Genomic DNA, 20,308 nt, shown 5'->3' on the forward strand with positions numbered 1-20,308 from the left:
GCACGGGCGATGGTCTTGTTTGTCGCCCGAAAGAGTTGATCAGCACGCAGGGGAGAGATTACCGATGGCTACCACCACCCGAATTGCGCTCAAGACGCTGGCCCTGTCCGCCAGCACTCTGGCCTTCGCCCACGCCGCGCCCGCCATGGCGCAGGTCGAGGAAATCATCGTCACGGCCCAGAAGGTCGAGGAAAATGTGCAGGATGTGCCGATCGCGATCTCCGCGGTCTCGGGCGACCGGCTCGAACAGGCGGTGGTGTTCAACCTCGAGAACATCGCCACCATCGTTCCTTCGGTGACCTTCCGCAAGGGCACAACCAACGCCAACAGCGCGATCGTGATGCGCGGCGTCGGCACGATCACCTTCTCGATCGCGGCCGAGCCCAGTGTGTCCACCGTTGTCGACGGCGTGGTGCTGTCGCGTTCGGGCCAGGCTTTCCTTGATCTCGTCGACATCGAGCGGCTCGAAGTGCTGCGCGGCCCGCAGGGCACGCTGTTCGGCAAGAACGCCAGCGCCGGTCTCGTCAACATCGTCTCCGAAGGTGGCAGCGACACCCTCGAAGCCGAAGCCAGCCTCGACTATTTCGAAGGTGAGGAAGTCCGCATGAAGGCCGCGATTGCCGGTCCGCTGACCGACAATCTCACCGCGCGGGTGACCGGCTTCTGGGGCACCTTCGATGGCAACATCACCAACGTCAATCAGGGCGGCCGCCGCGACGTCAACGGCTACAAGCGCTACGGCGCGCGCGGGATCCTCGATTACGACGCGGGCGGCGCCGATCTGCGCCTGATCGCCGACTATTTCGAATCCGATGACAATTGCTGCGCCGACGTCACCGCGGTCAGCCGCGGCGCGGTGCTCGATGACGAACTCGGCCTGCCCGGCGGCTCGGCGCAGGGCGAGGACCAGCGCTTCGTCAACCACAACCTCGTCACCCGCGCCAAGGATCGCCAGTGGAGCATCACCGGCTCGGGCGATTTCGACATCGGCGACACCCACACCCTCAACGTCATCCTGGGCTATCGCAACTGGTTCAACGAGGAATTCCGCGACGGCGACTTCCTGCCGCGCGCCATCGTCGGCACCGGCGAGCTGCATGACAACGGCGTGGTTCGCACCGAGCAGATCTCGGCCGAAGTCCGCCTGGCCTCGGACCAGACCAAGTCGTTCTTCTACCAGGTCGGCGCCTTCGCGTGGCAGTCGGAGAACAGCCAGGTCTTCACCCGCCGCAACATCACCTGCGCCAGCTCGACCCTGCCGGTCGATCCGCGCACCGGCGCGCGTCCGTGCAACATCGCCGATACGGTCAACACGATCTTCCCGACCGCGACCTCGTTCAGCGATGTCACCTCGACCAACTTCGCGCTGTTCACCCAGGCGACCTATCGCTTCACCGAGCAGCTCTCGCTGACCGGCGGCCTGCGCTACACCTGGGATGATCTCGAATTCACCCACACCCGCGCGCCGGGCGTCAATGCCTTCAATGGCCTGCCGGCGACCGGTCCGGGCGTTTCGGGCAACCCGGCCGGCGGCACGCTCGCCAGCGGCGGCAACGGCACCAACACTTCGGCCGGCGCAACCGACACCGGCAACCTTTCGGGCCGTGCGGTGCTGCAGTTCGAGCCGACCGAAGACATCATGCTCTACGGCTCGTACACCCGCGGCTACAAGGGCCCGGCGTTCAACGTGTTCTTCAACCACACCGCCCCCACCAACGCGATTCCGATCGACGAGGAGCTGTCGGACAGCTTCGAAGTCGGCCTCAAGTCGCAGTTCTGGGATCGCCGGGTGCAGTTCAACCTGTCGGCCTTCATGGTCGAATATGAAGGCTTCCAGGCCAACAACTTCGTGCTGCTCAACGGCGCGGTGGTCTCGAACCTGACCAATGCCGGCACCGTGAAGAGCGAAGGCTTCGAAGCCGATCTCGTGATCGCACCGGTCGACGGGCTGAACCTGCGCGCCAGCGCGGCCTATGCCGATGCGCAGGTCAAGGAGTTCAACCCCAACCCGGCCACCAACGCTCCGGACGCACGCAACGGCACGCAGCTCCCGCTCGCGCCCAAGTTCGTCTACACCATCGGCGGCGATTACACTGCCGATCTGGGCGGGCTGCAGCTCTACCTCAACACCGATTACCGTCACACCAGCCGCCAGTTCTCCGATCTCGGCGAACAGGGTCCGATTGACGCCTTCGGCATCTGGAACGCCTCGGTCGGCTTCTCCGATCCGGACGACAAGTTCCGCGTGACCTTCCACGCCCGCAACCTCACCGACAACAGCTATGTGCTGCTGAACGTGTCGGCCGGGCAGCGCCTGCAGATCCCGCGTGATGCGGATCGCTACTTCGGGATTTCGCTGCGCACCCGGATGTGATGAGCGGCGCTCGATCCTAAAGCAAACTGGGGGCCGCCGGAGCAATCCGGCGGCCCCTGCCATAAGGGGGCCAGCTTGCCCTGCCCCGTCCATGCCTTCTAGGAACCCGTGATGGCCGCCACTCACCCTGCCCTGTCGAACCGGCTGCGCTGGTCGCTGTTCACCGTGCTGTGCATCGCAGGCGTGTTCAACGCGATGGACCGGCCGATCATCGCCATCCTCAAGCCCGACATGATGGCGGCGTTCAACTGGACGGACAGCGACTTCGGCGATCTGGCTGCGGTCACCCAGTTTTCGGCGGCCTTTGCCTTCCTGTTCACCGGCTGGCTGGTGGACCGGCTCGGGGTCAACCGCTCGATGCAGGTCGGCGCGTCAGCCTGGTCGCTGGCGGCGATGGCGCATGGCTGGGCCTATTCGACCTGGCAGGTGGTGGGCGCGCGCATGGGCCTTGGCGTGACCGAGGCGGTGCAGACCCCGCTCACGATCAAGACCGTCGCCACCCTGTTCCCGCCCGACAAGCGCAGCTTCGCCTTCGGTTTTGCGACGATGCTGGCAGGGGCGGGGACGATCGCGATGCCCTTTGTCATCCCGGCGCTGGCGCTGGCGGTGGGTTGGCGCGGGGCGCTGGTGGCAGGCGGGATCGGCGGGTTCCTGTCACTGTTCGCGTGGATGTGGCTGGCGCGCGGGATCGCCTCGCTGAACGAGCGCGGGGTGGCCGATGCCCCCGCGGCGGGCGCGGATGGCGCGGGCTATGGCCCGATCCTGCTGAACCGCATGACCTGGGGGATTGTCGGGGCCAAGGCGCTGTCCGACATGACCTGGTGGTTCATCAATTTCTGGCTGGCCGATTATTACCGCAAGGAATTCGGGCTTTCGACGCTGGAGCTGGCGGTGCCGCTGGCGATCGCCTTTGCGGGATCGGGCCTTGGCGCGCTGCTGGCGGGCTGGGCCTCGACCCGGTTGCTCGAAGCCGGATGGAGCCCCAACCGCGTGCGCAAGAGCGTGATGCTGGTCTCGGCCCTGCTGGTCGCGCCGCTGCCGCTGGTGTTGCAGCTTAACTCCTTCTGGCCGGTCGCGGTGATGATCGGCGTGGTGATGGCGGGGCATCAGGGCTTCTCGCTCTCGATCTTCTCGACCATCACCGATGTCGTGCCGGGCGCGAAGGTCGGGCGGGTGACTGCGTTCGGCGCCTTCATGGGCAATATGGGCGGGGTGGGCATCAGCCTGATCACCGGCCGCGTGCTCGATGCGGGGCTGGGCTTCGTGCCGCTGTTCATCTTTGCCGCCAGTTCCTATCTGGTCGCGCTGGCGTGGTTTCAGTGGCTGATCCCGACCATCCGCCGCGACGAAAGCGATCTGCGCGCGCCTGTCTGAGCCATGCTGGCGGTTGCCTTGACGGGGCAGGTGCGATAGGCTTGTGACACCGGGAGACAGAACGCGTGACAGACATCGCGCAACAGGGACAAACCGCTAGCACCATGGGCAAGGCAGAACCCCGATGAAGCGCGCCAAACGCCCCGATTTCGATGCCTATGCGGGCGATCTCTACGGCGAGATGATGCTGGCAGAGCCGGCCCCTGCGCCGGCCGAACGCAAGCCGCTATCGCGCTTTGTCCCGGGCCTTGCGATCTGCGCCATTGCCAGTGCGGCGGGCGCGTGGCTGGCCCAGAATTACGGGGTGCCGATCATTCTGGCCGGGCTGCTGCTGGGCCTCGCGATGGGCTTTGCCGCTGGCGACCCGCGCACCCATGAGGGGCTCGATGCGACCTCGCGCCACGGATTGCGCGCAGGGATCATGCTGCTCGGCTTTCAGGTGACGGTGATGGAGATTACCGCAATGGGGCTGGTGCCCTTTGCAGGCCTCGCACTGGTGATGTCGGCGGCGCTGGTGGCGGCGCTGCTGGCCGCCCGCGTAACCGGGCAGAGCCCTGCGGCAGGCCTGCTGGCGGGCGGGTCGACCGCGATCTGCGGCGCTTCGGCGGCGCTGGCGCTCTACGGCGTGATCGGACGCGAGCGGATCGAGCAGGCGCAGTTCACGCTGACGCTGGTGAGCCTTGCCACGGCGAGCGCGATTGCGCTGGTGGTCTATCCCCCGCTCACCCAGATGCTCGGCTTCAGCGATGCGCAGGCCGGCTTTCTGGTCGGCGCGTCGATCCATGATGTGGCGCAGGCCATCGGCGCGGGCTTTGCCGTGTCCGATGCTGCCGGCGCGCAGGCGACTGTCGTCAAGCTGACGCGGGTGGCGCTGCTCGCGCCGCTGGTGACGCTGGCGGCCTTGTGGATCGCGCAGGTCCAGCCGGTCGAAGCCGACGATGCGGCAGGGCGGGTGCCGCTACTGCCCCGCTTCATCCTCGTGTTCCTCGGGCTGGTGGTGTTGAACTCGCTCGTCACCCTGCCCGCCGCATTTGCCGAACACGCATTGACCCTGTCCAAGACGCTGCTGCTGCTCGCCGTCACCGCCACCGCGATGCGCACCCGCACCGATCTGCTGCTGGAACTGGGCTGGCGCTCGGTCATGCCCGTGCTCGCGGCGACCATCGCCTCGCTCGGCGTGGCGCTGGCCTTTGCGCGGTGGGCGATATGAGTGCGGACCTGTTCGATCTCGCCGTGATCGGCGGCGGCGTGAACGGCGCGGGGATCGCGCGTGACGCTGCCGGACGCGGGGCGAAAGTGCTGCTGCTCGAACGCGGCGATCTGGCGGAAGGCACTTCGTCCAACTCCACCAAGCTGATCCACGGCGGCTTGCGCTATCTGGAGCACTACGAGTTCGCTTTGGTGCGCGAGGCCTTGAGCGAGCGCGAGGTGCTGTGGGGCATTGCCCCGCACATCATCTGGCCGCTGCGCTTCATCCTGCCGCACCGCCCCGGCCTGCGCCCGCGCTGGCTGCTGCGGCTCGGCCTGTTCCTCTATGATCATATCGGCGGGCGCAAATATCTGCCCGCTGCCCAAAGCGTGACGCTGGCGAGCCACCCGGCAGGCGCGCCGCTGAAGCCCGCGTTCACCCGCGCCTTCGCCTATTCCGATGGCTGGGTGGACGATGCGCGGCTGGTGGTTCTGAACGCCCGCGATGCTGCCGATCGCGGGGCGGAGGTGCGCACCCGCTGCGAAGTGACCTCCCTCGCCCGCGAGGGCGATCACTGGCGCATCGCGGCGGGCGGCGAGACCTTCACCGCGCGCGCGATCGTCAATGCGGCTGGCCCGCGCGTGCTCGATCTGCTGGGCCGCGCTGGCGAGCCGTCGGCACAGAAAATGCGGCTGGTGCGCGGATCGCATATCGTCGTGAAGAAGCTGTTCGATCACGACTTCGCCTATTTCTTCCAGCTGCCTGACGGGCGCATCTTCTTTGCCATTCCCTACGAGCAGGACTTCACCCTGATCGGCACCACCGATGTCGATCACACCGCCGGCCTTGATGAAGTGAAGGCGAGCGCGGAAGAGATCGTCTATCTGTGCGCCGGAGCCTCGGAATATTTCCGCACACCCGTGACGCCGACTGACGTGGTGTGGACCTATTCCGGCGTGCGCCCGCTGGTGGATGACGGATCGGGCAAGCCCGAGGCGGCGACGCGCGGCTATCGCTTCGAAATCGACGGCGGGCCGGACGAAGCCCCGCTCCTGTCCGTGTTCGGCGGCAAGATCACCACCTACCGGCACCTTGCCGCCGAAGCCGTCGAGCAGCTCGCGCCCTTCCTCCCCAGCCTCAAAGGCGGCGACTGGACCGGCAAGGCAGCTCTGCCCGGCGGCGACTTCGGGATGACGGAGGCGGAGGCGAAGGTGGCGCAGCTTGCGGCCCGCTACCCCTTCCTGCCCCCGCGCGAGGCGCACCGCCTGATCCGGCTTTATGGCACCCGTGCTTTCGCCATGCTCGGCGATGCTGGGAGCCTTGCCGAACTGGGCGAGCAATTCGGCCATGGCCTCACCGCAGCCGAAGTCGATTACCTCGTGCAGGCCGAATGGGCGCGCAGTGCCGACGACATCCTGTGGCGGCGCACCAAGCTGGGCCTGCACTTCACCCCCGAACAGGCGCTGCGCCTTCAAGCTTTTCTCTTGGAAAGGACAATCCCCGCATGACCCGAATCGTAGCCCTCGGCGGCACGGTCAATCCCGGCAGCTCGACCGAGCAGGCCTTGCGCCTCGCCGCCAGCATTGCCGAGGCCGACGGCGCCGAGGTGACGGTGTTCGGCGGCGAATATCTCACCGGTCTGCCGCATTACCTCGGCCCGGGGCACGATGCCTCGATGGGCGCGGAAATGATCGCGGCAGTGCGCGAGGCCGATGGCCTGCTGATCGCCGCCCCCGGCTACCACGGCACGATCTCGGGCGTCGTCAAGAACGCGCTCGACTATCTCGAAGACCTCGCGCGCGATGAGCGCCCCTATCTCGATGGCCGCGCGGTCGGGCTGATTGCCACCGCGTTCGGCGATCAGGCCTCGATGTCGACTCTGCTGACGATGCGCGCCATCACCCATGCCCTGCGCGGCTGGCCGACCCCGATGGGGGCGACGATTCGCACTTATCGCGGGCTGTTCTCGCCCGATGGCGAATGTCTTGACGAGCGCGCGCGCGGGCAGCTCGAACTGGTCGGCAAGCAGGTGGTGCTGGGCGCCAAGAGCTTTGCCGCAGGAAGGGGGTTGGCGTGAGCAGCGCGGCCGATCTCGACTCCGCGCTGGCCGCGGTTGCCGCTGGCCGGATCGTGGTGATTTCGGGGGACCGGCTGCGCGGCGGCGATATTGATTTCATGATCGCTGCAAGCCGCGTGACGCCCGAGGCGATCAACTTCATGGCAACCCATGGCCGCGGACTGATCTGCCTTGCGATTCCCCAGGCGCGCGCGGATCAACTCGGCCTCAGCCTCGTCAATCCGGGCACCGAGCGCCAGACCGGTCGGCCCTTTGCCCGCTCCATCGAAGCGGCCAGCGGCGTGTCGACCGGCATCTCGGCAGCCGACCGCGCCCATACGGTGCAGGTCGCGATTGCGCCGGGTGCGAGCGCGGCCGACATCCATTCGCCCGGCCATGTCTTCCCGCTGATTGCGCAGGACAATGGCGTACTGGCCCGCCCCTCGGCCTGCGAGGCCTCGATCGATCTGGTCCGGCTGGCAGGCGCAGGCGATGCAGCGGTGATCTGTTCGATCATGCGCGATGATGGCGAAATGGCGCGGCTCGACGATATCGGCGATCTGGTGCAGACCCATGGCCTCGCCATCGCGGATATCGGCGCGCTGACCGAGCGGCGGCAGATGGAAAGGGCCTGAACATGAGCGAAGGCGCAAAGGGCAGGCTGAGCCGCCGCGCGATGATCGCAGGGGCAGGCGGCGCCGCCCTGGCTGCACCGCTGCTTGCGCAAAAGCTGGTTGATCTGGGCCTGCCCGGCGGGCCGAGCCTCAGACCGATGGACCCCGCCTTCCCCGGCAAGGGGCCGATGATCGTCCAGCGCATCCGTCCGCCCTTGCTGGAAACCCCGATGGAGGTGTTCCGCGAAGGCGTGATCACGCCCAATGATCGCTTCTTCGTGCGCTGGAACTGGGAGATGCCGAGCGAAGTGAAGGCGGCCGATCACCGCGTTGCCATCGGCGGGGCGGTCAAGAAGGCGGTCTCCCTGACGCTCGACCAGATCGCGGCGGCGGGCGAGACTGTCTCGGTCGTCGCGATCAACCAGTGCGCGGGCAATGGCCGCGGCCTCAGCGAACCCCGTGTCACCGGCACCCAGTGGGGCAACGGGGCGATGGGCTGCGCGAAGTGGACCGGCGTGCGCCTCAAGGATGTGCTCGCGCTCGCGGGCGGCACCGCGCAAGGCGCAAAGCGGGTGCGCTTTGCCGGGCTCGATGTGCCGATGACGGACGGCGCGCCGCAATTCATCAAGTCAGTGCCGATGGACATCGCCATGCGCGATGATGTGCTGGTAGCCTGGGCCATGAATGACGAGCCGCTCTCGATCCTCCACGGCTTCCCGCTGCGGATTGTCGTGCCGGGGTGGTTCTCCACCTATTGGGTGAAGATGCTCGCCACCATCGAAGTGCTGAGCGGCGAGGACGACAGCTATTACGTCGCCGATTCCTACCGCATGCCCGCGCAGCCGATCACGCCTGAAGCCAAGGACTTCCCCACCGTTCCCATCACAGCCATGGGCCCACGCGCCTTCATCACCAGCCATGCCGATGGCGCGGTGGTGGCAAAGGGCAAGCCGCTGGTGCTGGAAGGCATCGCGATGGGGGGAGACGCGGCGCTGGAGCGCGTCGATCTGGTCGGACAAGGCTGGTCTATCCCCTGCGAGCTTGGCCCCGATGAAGGCCCCTATGCCTTCCGCCTCTGGTCGGTGAGCCTGCCGCAGGTCTCCGGCGATCTGACGGAGATCGGCGTGCGCGCTGCCAATGCGAAGGGCGCGGTGCAGCCTGACGCGTTGGTCTGGAACCCTTCGGGCTATGCCCGCAACGTGATCGAACGCATCACCCTGAGGGCACAATGAGAGCCGCCGCCATCATCCCCGCGCTGCTGCTGCTAAGCGGCTGCGAGCGCGCGCCGGAAGTGACTTTCGCTGACGCGTCGATCACCCTGCCCACCGATCCGGTCGATCTGCCCGAAGGCCCTGGTCGCGATGCGGTGCTTGCCAATTGCACCGCCTGCCATTCGCCTTCGACGATGCTGCAACAGCCCACGGTCCCGCGCGCAAAGTGGGAATCGATCGTGGGCAAGATGATCACGCTCTACAAGGCACCGGTGGATGAAGCGGCGATCCCTGAGATCGTCGATTACATGGTGGCGATGCAGGCTGCGCGCAACGAAGAGACTGCGCCCTAGGCGTTCGCTGCCCGCTCCAATCGTGCGCGGGCTTCTGCCTCGCCGATCAGGGGCAGCAATTCGCCCATGTCGGGGCCGTGGTCCATGCCGGTGAGCGCCTGCCGCAGCGGCAGGAACAGTGCGCGCCCCTTGCGGCCCGTGGCATCCTTGAGCGCCGTCGTGAGCATGCCCCAGGGATTATCGCCCCAGACGAGATGTGCGGCGGCATCGGCGAGAAAAGCGCGGTCTTCATCGGTGAAGTCCGGCTGGGTAATCGGCCCCGTCACCAGCCGCCACCATTCTGCCGCTTCGCCGATATGGGCAAGGTTCGGGCGGATCGCATGCCATCCGGCCGCGTCCATTCCTTCCGGCAGGCGCGCCTGCACCGCCTCGAAGGGCAGTTGGTGGACAATCGCGGCATTGAGCCGGTCGAGATCCTCGTCATCGAACTTCGCCGGAGCGCGTCCAAAGGTGCCGAGATCGAAGCTTGCGACCAGCGCCGGGCGGTCGGCAATCGGCTCGACGGGCTGCGAGGTGCCGAGCCGCGCCAGCAGCGCGACAATCGCTTCGGGCTCGATCCCGCGCTCGCGGAAAGCATCGCAGCCGAGCGATCCCAGGCGCTTGGAAAGCTTGCCCTCACGGCCCACCAGCAGTGCTTCATGCGCGAAGGCGGGGAGCGATTTTGCTGCAGCAAAGTCCGCAGCAAAAAGTGCGGTAAAGATTTGAATTTGAACGGCAGTGTTGGAAACGTGGTCCTCGCCGCGCAGCACTTGTGTGATGCCCATGTCGATATCGTCGACCGCGCTCGGCATCATGTAAAGCCACGAGCCGTCCGCCCGGCGGATGACAGGATCGGACAGCTGGGCGGCGTCGAACTTCTGGGTTCCGCGAATGCCGTCTTCCCAGGTGATCGGCTCGGCATGATCGAGCAGGAAGCGCCAATGCGGCGCAATGCCCTCGGCCTGCTTGGCGGCGTGGTCAGCATCGCTCAGCTTGAGAGCGGCACGATCATAGATCGGCGGCAGACCGCGCCCCAAAGCGATCTTGCGCTTCACTTCCAGTTCCTGCGCGGTTTCATAGCAGGGATAGATCCGCCCCGCTGCCTTCAGCGCATCAAAGGCCGCCTCGTAGCGCGCAAGGCGGTGCGACTGGCGCTCCTCGGCGTTCCAGCCAAGGCCGAGCCAGGTGAGATCGCTGCGGATCGCGTCGACATATTCCTCGCGGCTGCGCTCGGCGTCAGTGTCGTCGATGCGCAGGATGAAGCGCCCGCCGCTTTGCCGCGCCAGCATCCAGTTGTGGAGCGCGGTGCGGATATTGCCGACATGCAGCCGGCCGGTCGGCGAAGGGGCGAAGCGGGTGATCTTGGTCATGGTGGCGAGCGGTAGAGGCCTCCGCGCCCGCCCGCAAGCGCCTCACACCGCGCGCAGTTCGGCAGCGACCAGTGCCAGCGCGCCCTCCCACAGCCGGTGCATCCGCTCGGGCCGGACAAGCCCCGCGAGGGCCGCTTCAAAGCCGCTGCGGTCGCTCCGCGCCGCCGCATCGACAAAGGCGCCGATCGTGGCCTCGTCATGGCTGAGCAGGCGGCAGCAGAAGCGCGAGACATGGATGTTTTCGGGCCAGCTTGCGGCAATCGCATGGGAGAGGATCAGCGCCTTGGCAGCAAGCTCCACCCCGCCGAGGCGCACCGAAAGCTCCGGCACCGGATCGCGTCCCACCTTCTCGTGCAGCGCGATCAGCCGCAGGGCGTGGACAAAGCGCGCCGCCACCGGCCCGAGCGTGTCGATCCGCGGCGGCGCGGCAAGCGCGGCAATGACCTGCGCGGCGGCGGCGGTGGCGGCGGTGGCGGAGGTGGGCTGGGGACGCTGGGACATGGAACCTCGCAAATCGGGAGAGCCGGAATGACGATCTCTCTCTGCCATTATTGCGAGTGATTTGCAATAGCGTTCCTTACGGCCTACCCAAAGAAAAACCCCGCCGGAGCGCGAACTCCGGCGGGGCTTTCGATGTTTCGCACGAGTGCGAAGGCGCGGGGCTTATTCCTCGCCGTCGTCCTCGATCTCGACATCAGCGGCAGGCGCCGAAGCGGCCATGGCAGCCATCGCGGCCTTCATCGCTTCTTCCGAGCCGATCGCATCTGCGGCCGGTTCGACTTCGCGCTGGCCGGTCGCCGAGAGGGTTTCCTGCTGCTTCTTCCAGGCCGCCTTCAGCGCCGCATCGCGGCTGTTGGCGGTGACGCGCAGACGGTTCATGCCCGCACCGGTACCGGCAGGGATGAGACGGCCGACGATCACGTTCTCCTTGAGACCGATCAGGGTGTCCTTCTTCCCTTCAACCGCCGCCTGCGTCAGCACGCGGGTGGTTTCCTGGAACGAAGCCGCCGAGATGAAGCTGCGGGTCTGCAGCGACGCCTTGGTGATGCCGAGCAGCACCGGCTTGCCTTCCGCGGGCTGCTTGCCCTTGGCCAGCTTGCCGTTGATCTCCAGCATCTCGGCCAGATCGACCTGCTCGCCCGGCAGCAGGGTGGTGTCCCCGCCGTCGGTGATCTCGACCTTCTGCAGCATCTGGCGAACGATCACCTCGATGTGCTTGTCGTTGATCTTCACGCCCTGCAAGCGGTAGACTTCCTGGATCTCGTTGACGAGATATTCGGCCAGCGCTTCGACGCCCATCACCTCGAGGATGTCGTGCGGGTTGGGCGAGCCGGAAATCAGGGTGTCACCCTTCTTCACGTAGTCGCCTTCCTGCACGTCGATCACCTTGGTCTTGGGGATCAGGTACTCGACGGCTTCACCCTCCTCGGGGATGATCGCGATCTTGCGCTTGGCCTTGTATTCGCGAACGAATTCGATCCGGCCGGAGATCTTGGCGATGATCGCATTGTCCTTCGGCAGACGCGCCTCGAACAATTCGGCCACGCGCGGCAGACCGCCGGTGATGTCGCGGGTCTTGGCGGCTTCACGGCTCGCACGGGCAAGAATGTCGCCCGCTTCAACCGTCTGCCCATCCGTCACCGACAGGGTGGTGCCGGCAGCGAGCATGTAGCGCGCCGCTTCGGTTTCCCCGCCCGCTTCACCCAGCAGGGTGAGGCGCGGACGCAGATCTTCCTTCTTCTTGCGGCCGGTGGCGCGGTTCTCGGTAACCACACGCTGGGCGATACCGGTGGCATCATCCATCTGCTCTTCGAGCGTGATGCCCTCGATCAGATCCTGATACTTCACCACACCCGACTGTTCGGTGATGATCGGCAGAGTGAACGGATCCCACTCGGCCAGACGATCGCCGATCTTCACGTGATCGCCGTCCTTGAACTTGATCACCGTACCATAGGGCACCTTGTGCATTTCGCGCTCGCGCCCTTCGGCGTCGATCACCGCCAGCTCGCCGCTGCGCGACAGGCTGAGGATGCGGCCCATCTTGTCGGAGATGGTCTGCATCTCGCGATATTCGATGCGGCCTTCCGAAATCGCTTCGAGGTGCGAGGTTTCGTTGAGCTGCGCCGCGCCGCCGATGTGGAAGGTCCGCATCGTCAGCTGGGTGCCGGGCTCACCGATCGACTGCGCGGCGATGACGCCGACAGCTTCACCGATGTTGACCGGAGTCCCGCGGGCGAGATCGCGGCCGTAGCAGGTCGCGCAGACGCCCTGTTCGGCCTCGCAGATCAGCGGCGAACGGATCTTGGCCGACTGCACTTCAGCCGCCTCGATTTCCTTCACCATCGCCTCGTCGAGCAGCGTGCCCGAGGGGACGATCACTTCGCCGGTGGCGGCGTTGATGATGTCCTCGGCCACGGTGCGGCCGAGAATGCGCTCGCCGAGCGAGGCAATCACCGAACCACCCTGCACGATCGCGCGCATTTCGAGCGCGTTCTGGGTGCCGCAATCTTCCTCGACGATGACGCAGTCCTGCGACACGTCGACCAGACGGCGGGTCAGGTAACCCGAGTTCGCGGTCTTCAGCGCGGTGTCCGCGAGGCCCTTGCGGGCGCCGTGGGTCGAGTTGAAGTATTCAAGAACGGTCAGACCTTCCTTGAAGTTCGAAATGATCGGGGTCTCGATGATCTCGCCCGAAGGCTTGGCCATCAGGCCGCGCATCCCGGCGAGCTGCTTCATCTGCGCCGGGCTACCACGGGCACCCGAGTGGCTCATCATGTAGATCGAGTTGATCTGGGCTTCCTTGCCCGTCTCGGCATCGATCGGCTGCGCCTTAATCTCGGCCATCATCGCGTCGGCGACCATGTCACCGCACTTCGACCAAGCGTCGATCACCTTGTTGTACTTTTCCTGCTGGGTGATGAGACCGTCCTGGTACTGCTGCTCGTAACCGGCAACCAGTTCCTTGGTCTCGTCAACCAGCTTCACCTTGGCATCGGGGATGATCATGTCATCCTTGCCGAAGCTGATGCCGGCCTTGAACGCGTGACGGAAGCCAAGCGCCATGATGGCGTCGGCGAACAGCACGGTGTCCTTCTGGCCGGTGTGGCGATAGACCTGATCGATCACGTCACCGATTTCGCGCTTGGTGAGCAGGCGGTTGATGATGTCGAAGGGAACCTTGTGGTTCTTCGGCAGACATTCGCCGATCAGCATGCGGCCCGGGGTCGTGACAAAGCGCTTCATCACCACCTTGCCCTCTTCATCGGCCTGCGGGACGCGGGCGATGATGCGGGTGTGGAGCGTGACCGCCTTGGTTTCGATCGCCTGGTGCACTTCGGCCATGTCGGCAAAGCGCGGCAGCTTCTCGATCTTGGTGCCGTCGGCTTCCTCGATGAACTCGGGGTGCTTCTCCTGCCGCTCCATCGAGAGGTAGTAGATCCCCAGAACCATGTCCTGCGAGGGCACGATGATCGGCTTGCCGTTGGCGGGCGAGAGGATGTTGTTGGTCGACATCATCAGCACGCGCGCTTCGAGCTGCGCTTCGAGCGACAGCGGCACGTGGACCGCCATCTGGTCACCGTCGAAGTCGGCGTTGAAGGCCGAGCAGACCAGCGGGTGAAGCTGGATCGCCTTGCCTTCGATCAGCACAGGCTCGAATGCCTGGATGCCGAGACGGTGCAGCGTCGGCGCGCGGTTCAGCAGAACCGGGTGCTCGCGGATCACCTCGTCAAGGATGTCCCAGACTTCCTTGCGTTCCTTCTCGACCCACTTCTTGGCCTGCTTAAGGGTCATCGAGAGACCCTTGGCGTCGAGGCGGGCGTAGATGAACGGCTTGAACAGTTCGAGCGCCATCTTCTTGGGCAGGCCGCACTGGTGCAGCTTCAGTTCCGGACCGGTCACGATCACGGAACGGCCCGAATAGTCGACGCGCTTGCCGAGCAGGTTCTGGCGGAAGCGACCCTGCTTGCCCTTGAGCATGTCGGACAGCGACTTCAGCGGACGCTTGTTGGCGCCGGTGATGACGCGGCCACGGCGGCCGTTGTCGAACAGGGCGTCAACCGCTTCCTGCAGCATGCGCTTTTCGTTGCGCACGATAATGTCCGGCGCGCGCAGTTCAATGAGGCGCTTCAGGCGGTTGTTGCGGTTGATGACGCGGCGGTAGAGATCGTTGAGATCCGAGGTCGCGAAACGGCCACCATCGAGCGGCACCAGCGGGCGCAGTTCGGGCGGGATGACCGGGATCACTTCGAGGATCATCCACTCCGGGCGGTTGCCGGATTCGATGAAGCTCTCGACGACCTTGAGGCGCTTGATGATCTTCTTGGGCTTCAATGCCGACTTGGTGGTGGCGAGCTCGTCCATCAGCGCATCGCGCTCGGCTTCGAGATCGAGTTCGGCGAGCATCACCTGCACGGCTTCAGCGCCGATATTGGCGGTGAAGGCGTCTTCGCCATATTCGTCCTGCGCTTCGAGGAGCTCGTCTTCGGTCAGCAGCTGGTACTTCTCGAGCGGGGTCAGGCCCGGCTCGATCACCACGTAGCTTTCAAAGTAGAGGATGCGCTCGAGCTGCTTCAGCTGCATGTCGAGCAGCAGGCCGATGCGCGAGGGCAGCGACTTCAGGAACCAGATGTGCGCGACCGGCGCGGCCAGTTCGATGTGGCCCATGCGCTCGCGACGGACCTTGGTCACGGTGACTTCGACGCCGCACTTTTCGCAGACGACGCCCTTGTACTTCATGCGCTTGTACTTGCCGCACAGGCACTCGTAGTCCTTCACCGGGCCGAAGATGCGTGCGCAGAACAGGCCGTCACGCTCGGGCTTGAACGTGCGGTAGTTGATCGTCTCGGGCTTCTTGATCTCGCCATAGGACCACGAGCGGATGCGCTCGGGGCTGGCGATGCCGATCTGGATCTGGTCGAAGGTTTCGGGCTTCGCCAGCTGGTTGGTGAATTTGGTCAGGTCGTTCATTAGGCTTTCTCCGCCTCGGAAATTGCATCGCCGCAGGTCTTGGTCCTGCTCACCATGTCAGCCATCGCATTGGGCTTGGTCAGGATGGACTGGGCCACTGCAAGCTGGAGTTGCGCGTAGTCCATGCCGATCATGGGATCACGCTTGCCCAGCTGGCGGCCCGACATCAGGGTCAGCCTGCGATAAAAGCTCTCGGTCCCTTTGACGGTCTCGATCGCCTTGGCTTGTTCTTCATTCGTCGCTTCCTGACGGGTCAGGGTCATCAACACGCTGTCCGCAGCAACCCGGCATTCCAGGGCACTGCGATAAACCGTCTCGACGCCCTTATCCGCAGCGCTCGACGGGGTGGCGACCAGCGCCATCCCCGTGAACCCGGCGGCCATCAGCGCCTTGCGCATCATTCGGCTGCCTCCAGCATCTCCCCGTCGTCATCTTCATCGCTCAGCGACTTCAATTCGACGTTGAGGCCGAGGCTGCGCATTTCCTTGACGAGCACGTTGAAGCTCTCCGGAATGCCGGCTTCGAAGGTGTCGTCGCCCTTGACGATCGCTTCGTAGACCTTGGTGCGGCCGACAACGTCGTCGGACTTCACCGTCAGCATTTCCTGCAAGGTATAGGCGGCACCGTAGGCCTGGAGCGCCCAGACTTCCATTTCCCCGAAGCGCTGGCCGCCGAACTGCGCCTTGCCGCCCAGCGGCTGCTGGGTGACGAGCGAGTAGGGGCCGATCGAACGCGCGTGGATCTTGTCGTCGACCAAGTGGTGGAGCTTCAGCATGTAGATGATGCCCACGGTCACCTTGCGGTCGAACGCCTCGCCGGTGCGGCCGTCATAGAGCGTGGACTGACCCGAAGAGTCGATCCCCGCCTTGATCAGCATGTCCGACACATCGGCTTCACGCGCGCCGTCGAACACCGGGGTCCCCATCGGCACGCCAGCCGAAAGGTTGCCGGCCAGTTCCACGATCTCGACCGTCGAGCGGCTGTCGATGTCTTCGTGGTACTGCTCGCCATAGACGTCCTTCAGACGCTCGATCACCGCGGCGGGCGGCTGGATACCGGCGAAATCTTCGGCAGCATTCGGATTGGCAGCGCGCCACTCCTCCAGCTTGTGCTTGATCTCGTGACCAAGCGCACGGGCGGCAAAGCCGAGGTGCGTTTCGAAGATCTGACCGACGTTCATGCGCGAAGGCACGCCCAGCGGGTTGAGCACGAGGTCAACCGGGGTCCCGTCTTCAAGGAACGGCATGTCTTCGGCCGGCAGAATGCGGCTGATGACACCCTTGTTCCCGTGACGGCCGGCCATCTTGTCGCCCGGCTGCAGCTTGCGCTTCACCGCGACGAAGACCTTGACCATCTTGAGCACGCCCGGGGCGAGTTCGTCACCGCGCTCGAGCTTTTCCTTGCGGTCATGGAACTTGGCATCGATCAGACCGACGGCTTCGTCGTACTGCGACTTCACCGCTTCGATCTGGGCCTGACGGCCATCATCGGCGACCGCGAACTTGAACCATTCGTGGCGATCGACTTCATCGAGGATTTCCTCGGTGATCTCGATGCCCTTCTTCAGCCCCTTGGGCGCAGCCGAAGCGGTCTGGCCGATCAGCATGTCCTTGAGGCGGTTGTAGGTCGCACGGTTGAGGATGTTGCGCTCGTCCGCGGCGTCCTTGCGGAGGCGTTCGATTTCCTCGTTCTGGATCGCACGGGTACGGTCATCGATCTCGATCCCGTGGCGGTTGAACACCCGGACCTCGACGATGGTGCCGGCCACGCCCGGGGGCAGACGCAGCGAGGTGTCACGCACGTCGCTCGCCTTTTCGCCGAAGATGGCGCGCAGCAGCTTTTCTTCAGGCGTCATCGGCGATTCACCCTTGGGGGTGATCTTGCCGACCAGAATGTCGCCCGGGTGCACTTCGGCACCGATATAGACGATGCCCGCCTCGTCGAGGTTGCGCAGGGCTTCCTCGCCGACGTTCGGGATGTCGCGGGTGATGTCTTCCGGCCCGAGCTTGGTGTCGCGGGCCATGACTTCGAACTCCTCGATGTGGATCGAGGTGAAGACGTCGTCCTTCACGATGCGTTCGCTGATCAGGATCGAGTCTTCGTAGTTGTAGCCATTCCACGGCATGAACGCGACGAGGCTGTTCTTGCCCAGCGCCAGCTCGCCCAGATCGGTCGAGGGGCCGTCAGCGATGATGTCGCCCTGTTCGATCACGTCGCCCACCTTCACCAGCGGACGCTGGTTGATGCAGGTGTTCTGGTTCGAACGCTGGAACTTCTGCAGCGTGTAGATGTCGACGCCCGACTGGCCGGGTTCGACATCGCCGATCGCACGGATCACGATACGGGTCGCATCGACCTGATCGACGATCCCGCCGCGCTTGGCCGCGATCGCAGCGCCCGAATCGCGCGCCACGGTTTCTTCCATGCCAGTGCCGACCCAGGGTGCTTCCGCCTTCACGAGCGGCACGGCCTGACGCTGCATGTTCGAGCCCATCAGCGCGCGGTTGGCGTCGTCGTTTTCCAGGAACGGAATGAGCGAGGCCGCAACTGAGACGAGCTGCTTGGGGCTGACGTCCATCAGCGTGATCTGTTCACGCGGCGCCATCAGGTTGTCGCCGTTGTGACGCGCCGACACCAGTTCTTCCACGAAGGAGCCGTCTTCCGTCAGCTCGGCCGAAGCCTGCGCGACGGTGTGCTTCTGCTCTTCCATCGCCGACAGGTAGATCACGTCGCCGGTGACCTTGCCGTCGATGACCTTGCGGTACGGGGTTTCGATGAAGCCGTACTTGTTGACGCGGCTGAACGACGCGAGGCTGTTGATCAGACCGATGTTCGGGCCTTCCGGCGTTTCGATCGGGCAGATGCGGCCATAGTGCGTCGGGTGAACGTCGCGGACTTCGAAGCCGGCGCGCTCACGGGTGAGACCGCCCGGCCCGAGCGCCGAGACGCGGCGCTTGTGGGTGACTTCCGAGAGCGGATTGGTCTGGTCCATGAACTGCGAGAGCTGCGAGGAGCCGAAGAACTCGCGCACCGCGGCCACAGCAGGCTTGGCGTTGATGAGGTCGTTCGGCATCACCGTGCTGACGTCGACCGAGCTCATGCGCTCCTTCACGGCGCGCTCCATGCGCAGCAGGCCGACGCGGTACTGGTTTTCCAGCAGCTCGCCCACCGAACGCACGCGGCGGTTGCCGAGGTTGTCGATGTCGTCGACTTCGCCCTTGCCGTCCTTGAGGCTGACGAGCTCCTTCACCACCGCGAGGATGTCTTCCTTGCGCAGCGTGGTGATGGTGTCTTCGCACTCGAGGCCCAGACGCATGTTGAGCTTCACGCGGCCCACGGCCGAGAGGTCATAGCGTTCGGCATCGAAGAACAGGCCTTCGAACAGCGCCTCGGCGGTTTCCTTCGTCGGCGGTTCGCCCGGACGCATGACCTTGTAGATCGCTTCCAGACCCTCGTCGCGGTTCTCGGCCTTGTCGGCCTTGAGGGTGTTGCGGATCCACGGACCGGTGTTGATCTCGTCGATGTCGAGCAGCGGCAGGCGGTCGATCCCGGCCTTGTCGAGCGTTTCGATGTGCTCAACCGTCAACTCGTCACCGGCTTCGATGTAGATGCGGCCCGTGCTCTCGTCGATCATGTCGGCGGCGGCATAGCGGCTGACGACTTCCTCGGTCGGCAGCAGCAGTTCAGCCAGGCCGTCCTTGGCGGCCTTGTTGGCAGCGCGCGGGGAAATCTTGGTGCCGGCCGGGAAGACTTCCTCGCCGGTGGCAGCATCGACCAGAGCGAAGGTCGGCTTGGCGCCGCGCCATTGCTCGGCCACGAACGGGATCTTCCAGCCGTCCTTGGCGCGTTCCCACACCACGGTGTTGTAGAAGTGGTGGAGGATGTCCTCGGCATCGAGGCCGAGCGAATAGAGCAGCGCGGTGACCGGCAGCTTGCGCTTGCGGTCGATACGGACGTTGACAATGTCCTTCGCGTCGAATTCGAAATCGAGCCACGAACCGCGGTAGGGAATGACGCGCGCAGCGAACAGCAGCTTGCCCGACGAATGGGTCTTGCCGCGGTCATGATCGAACAGAACGCCCGGCGAACGGTGCATCTGCGAGACGATCACACGCTCGGTGCCGTTGATGATGAAGGTGCCGTTCTCGGTCATGAGCGGCATGTCGCCCATGTACACGTCCTGCTCCTTGATATCGAGCACGGAGCGGGTTTCAGTCTCGGTGTCGACCTCGAACACGATGAGGCGCAGCGTCACCTTCATCGGAGCGGCATAGGTGATGCCGCGCTGACGGCACTCGGTGGTGTCGTACTTGGGCTCTTCGAGTTCGTAATGGACGAAATCGAGCTCGGCCGTGCCGGCGAAATCGCGGATCGGGAAGACCGAGCGCAGGGTCTTTTCGAGGCCCGAGACATAGCCCGTGGCCTTGTCCGAACGCAGGAACTGCTCGTAGCTTTCGCGCTGAACCTCGATCAGGTTCGGCATCTGCACGACTTCGTGAATGTCACCGAAGATCTTGCGGATGCGCTTCTTCGCGGTCCCTTGCGCCTTGCGGCTGCGGGTGACGGGCGGCTTCGCCTTGGTTGCCATGGAAGATCGGGCCTCTTCAATTGGGCCGCGCGGGTTGGCTCGCGCGGACGGAAAAATATCGCATGCGTCACGCGAGAAAAATCAGCCGGATCGAACGCACAAATGCCGCGTGCCCACAGCGCCCTCAGGGCGGTGCTGGCAGCAGCATCACATCATGCGTCGCGAAATTGGCTTGTCGCCGCTTCCATTCCTAGGCCGGTTCCCGCGCAGAATCAGCCTTGCTCGAAGC

13 protein-coding genes are annotated in these 20,308 nt (G+C 65.1%); 8 read left to right on the top strand and 5 right to left on the bottom strand.

Annotated elements, in window-relative coordinates; genetic code table 11:
* Nucleotides 1-64 precede the first annotated feature (64 nt).
* The 8 genes from RSE14_RS08165 to RSE14_RS08200 all read left to right on the top strand — a co-directional run bounded on the left by RSE14_RS08165 (nt 65) and on the right by RSE14_RS08200 (nt 9,171).
* Nucleotides 65-2,374: a TonB-dependent receptor gene (locus RSE14_RS08165; protein ID WP_324072578.1), complete on the top strand. Its 2,310-nt coding sequence runs from the start codon at nt 65-67 to the stop codon at nt 2,372-2,374.
* Between the two features lie 111 nt (nt 2,375-2,485).
* A complete protein-coding gene (locus RSE14_RS08170; protein ID WP_324072580.1) occupies nt 2,486-3,748 on the top strand; it encodes an MFS transporter in 1,263 nt (420 codons plus the stop codon).
* A 124-nt stretch (nt 3,749-3,872) separates the two neighbouring features.
* On the top strand, nt 3,873-4,958 hold the full coding sequence (locus RSE14_RS08175) for a YeiH family protein (RefSeq protein WP_324072582.1): 1,086 nt from the start codon (nt 3,873-3,875) through the stop codon (nt 4,956-4,958).
* Nucleotides 4,955-6,445 carry a glycerol-3-phosphate dehydrogenase gene (locus RSE14_RS08180; protein WP_324072585.1) on the top strand — a complete coding sequence of 497 codons (1,491 nt, stop codon included), beginning with the start codon at nt 4,955-4,957 and terminating at the stop codon, nt 6,443-6,445. Before RSE14_RS08175 ends, RSE14_RS08180 begins: the two co-directional genes overlap by 4 nt.
* Nucleotides 6,442-7,014 (top strand): NADPH-dependent FMN reductase, encoded by a 573-nt coding sequence (locus tag RSE14_RS08185; RefSeq protein WP_324072588.1) that lies wholly within the window; start codon nt 6,442-6,444, stop codon nt 7,012-7,014. Before RSE14_RS08180 ends, RSE14_RS08185 begins: the two co-directional genes overlap by 4 nt.
* Nucleotides 7,011-7,628: a 3,4-dihydroxy-2-butanone-4-phosphate synthase gene (locus RSE14_RS08190; RefSeq protein WP_324072590.1), complete on the top strand. Its 618-nt coding sequence runs from the start codon at nt 7,011-7,013 to the stop codon at nt 7,626-7,628. The genes RSE14_RS08185 and RSE14_RS08190 overlap by 4 nt, the downstream gene beginning before the upstream one ends.
* 2 nt (nt 7,629-7,630) lie before the next feature.
* Entirely contained in the window at nt 7,631-8,839 is a 1,209-nt protein-coding gene (locus RSE14_RS08195; protein WP_324072592.1) for a molybdopterin-dependent oxidoreductase, read from the top strand.
* Nucleotides 8,836-9,171: a cytochrome c gene (locus RSE14_RS08200; RefSeq protein ID WP_324072594.1), complete on the top strand. Its 336-nt coding sequence runs from the start codon at nt 8,836-8,838 to the stop codon at nt 9,169-9,171. The genes RSE14_RS08195 and RSE14_RS08200 overlap by 4 nt, the downstream gene beginning before the upstream one ends.
* Here the strand turns inward: RSE14_RS08200 and gltX are convergent.
* The 5 genes from gltX to rpoB form a co-directional block, all read right to left on the bottom strand.
* Nucleotides 9,168-10,520 carry a glutamate--tRNA ligase gene (gene gltX, locus RSE14_RS08205; protein WP_324072596.1) on the bottom strand — a complete coding sequence of 451 codons (1,353 nt, stop codon included), beginning with the start codon at nt 10,518-10,520 and terminating at the stop codon, nt 9,168-9,170. The genes RSE14_RS08200 and gltX overlap by 4 nt on opposite strands.
* Nucleotides 10,521-10,562: 42 nt before the next feature.
* Complete coding sequence (locus RSE14_RS08210) at nt 10,563-11,021, bottom strand: DNA-directed RNA polymerase subunit beta' (protein WP_324072598.1); 459 nt, start codon at nt 11,019-11,021, stop codon at nt 10,563-10,565.
* Nucleotides 11,022-11,183: 162 nt separating this feature from the next.
* A complete protein-coding gene (gene rpoC / locus RSE14_RS08215) occupies nt 11,184-15,491 on the bottom strand; it encodes a DNA-directed RNA polymerase subunit beta' (protein ID WP_324072600.1) in 4,308 nt (1,435 codons plus the stop codon).
* On the bottom strand, nt 15,491-15,892 hold the full coding sequence (locus tag RSE14_RS08220; protein ID WP_324072602.1) for a hypothetical protein: 402 nt from the start codon (nt 15,890-15,892) through the stop codon (nt 15,491-15,493). Before RSE14_RS08220 ends, rpoC begins: the two co-directional genes overlap by 1 nt.
* Nucleotides 15,889-20,079: a DNA-directed RNA polymerase subunit beta gene (gene rpoB / locus RSE14_RS08225; RefSeq protein WP_324072604.1), complete on the bottom strand. Its 4,191-nt coding sequence runs from the start codon at nt 20,077-20,079 to the stop codon at nt 15,889-15,891. Before rpoB ends, RSE14_RS08220 begins: the two co-directional genes overlap by 4 nt.
* Nucleotides 20,080-20,308 lie beyond the last annotated feature (229 nt).

Origin of the sequence: Erythrobacter sp., from assembly GCF_035194505.1 — a bacterium.
Lineage (GTDB): Bacteria > Pseudomonadota > Alphaproteobacteria > Sphingomonadales > Sphingomonadaceae > Erythrobacter.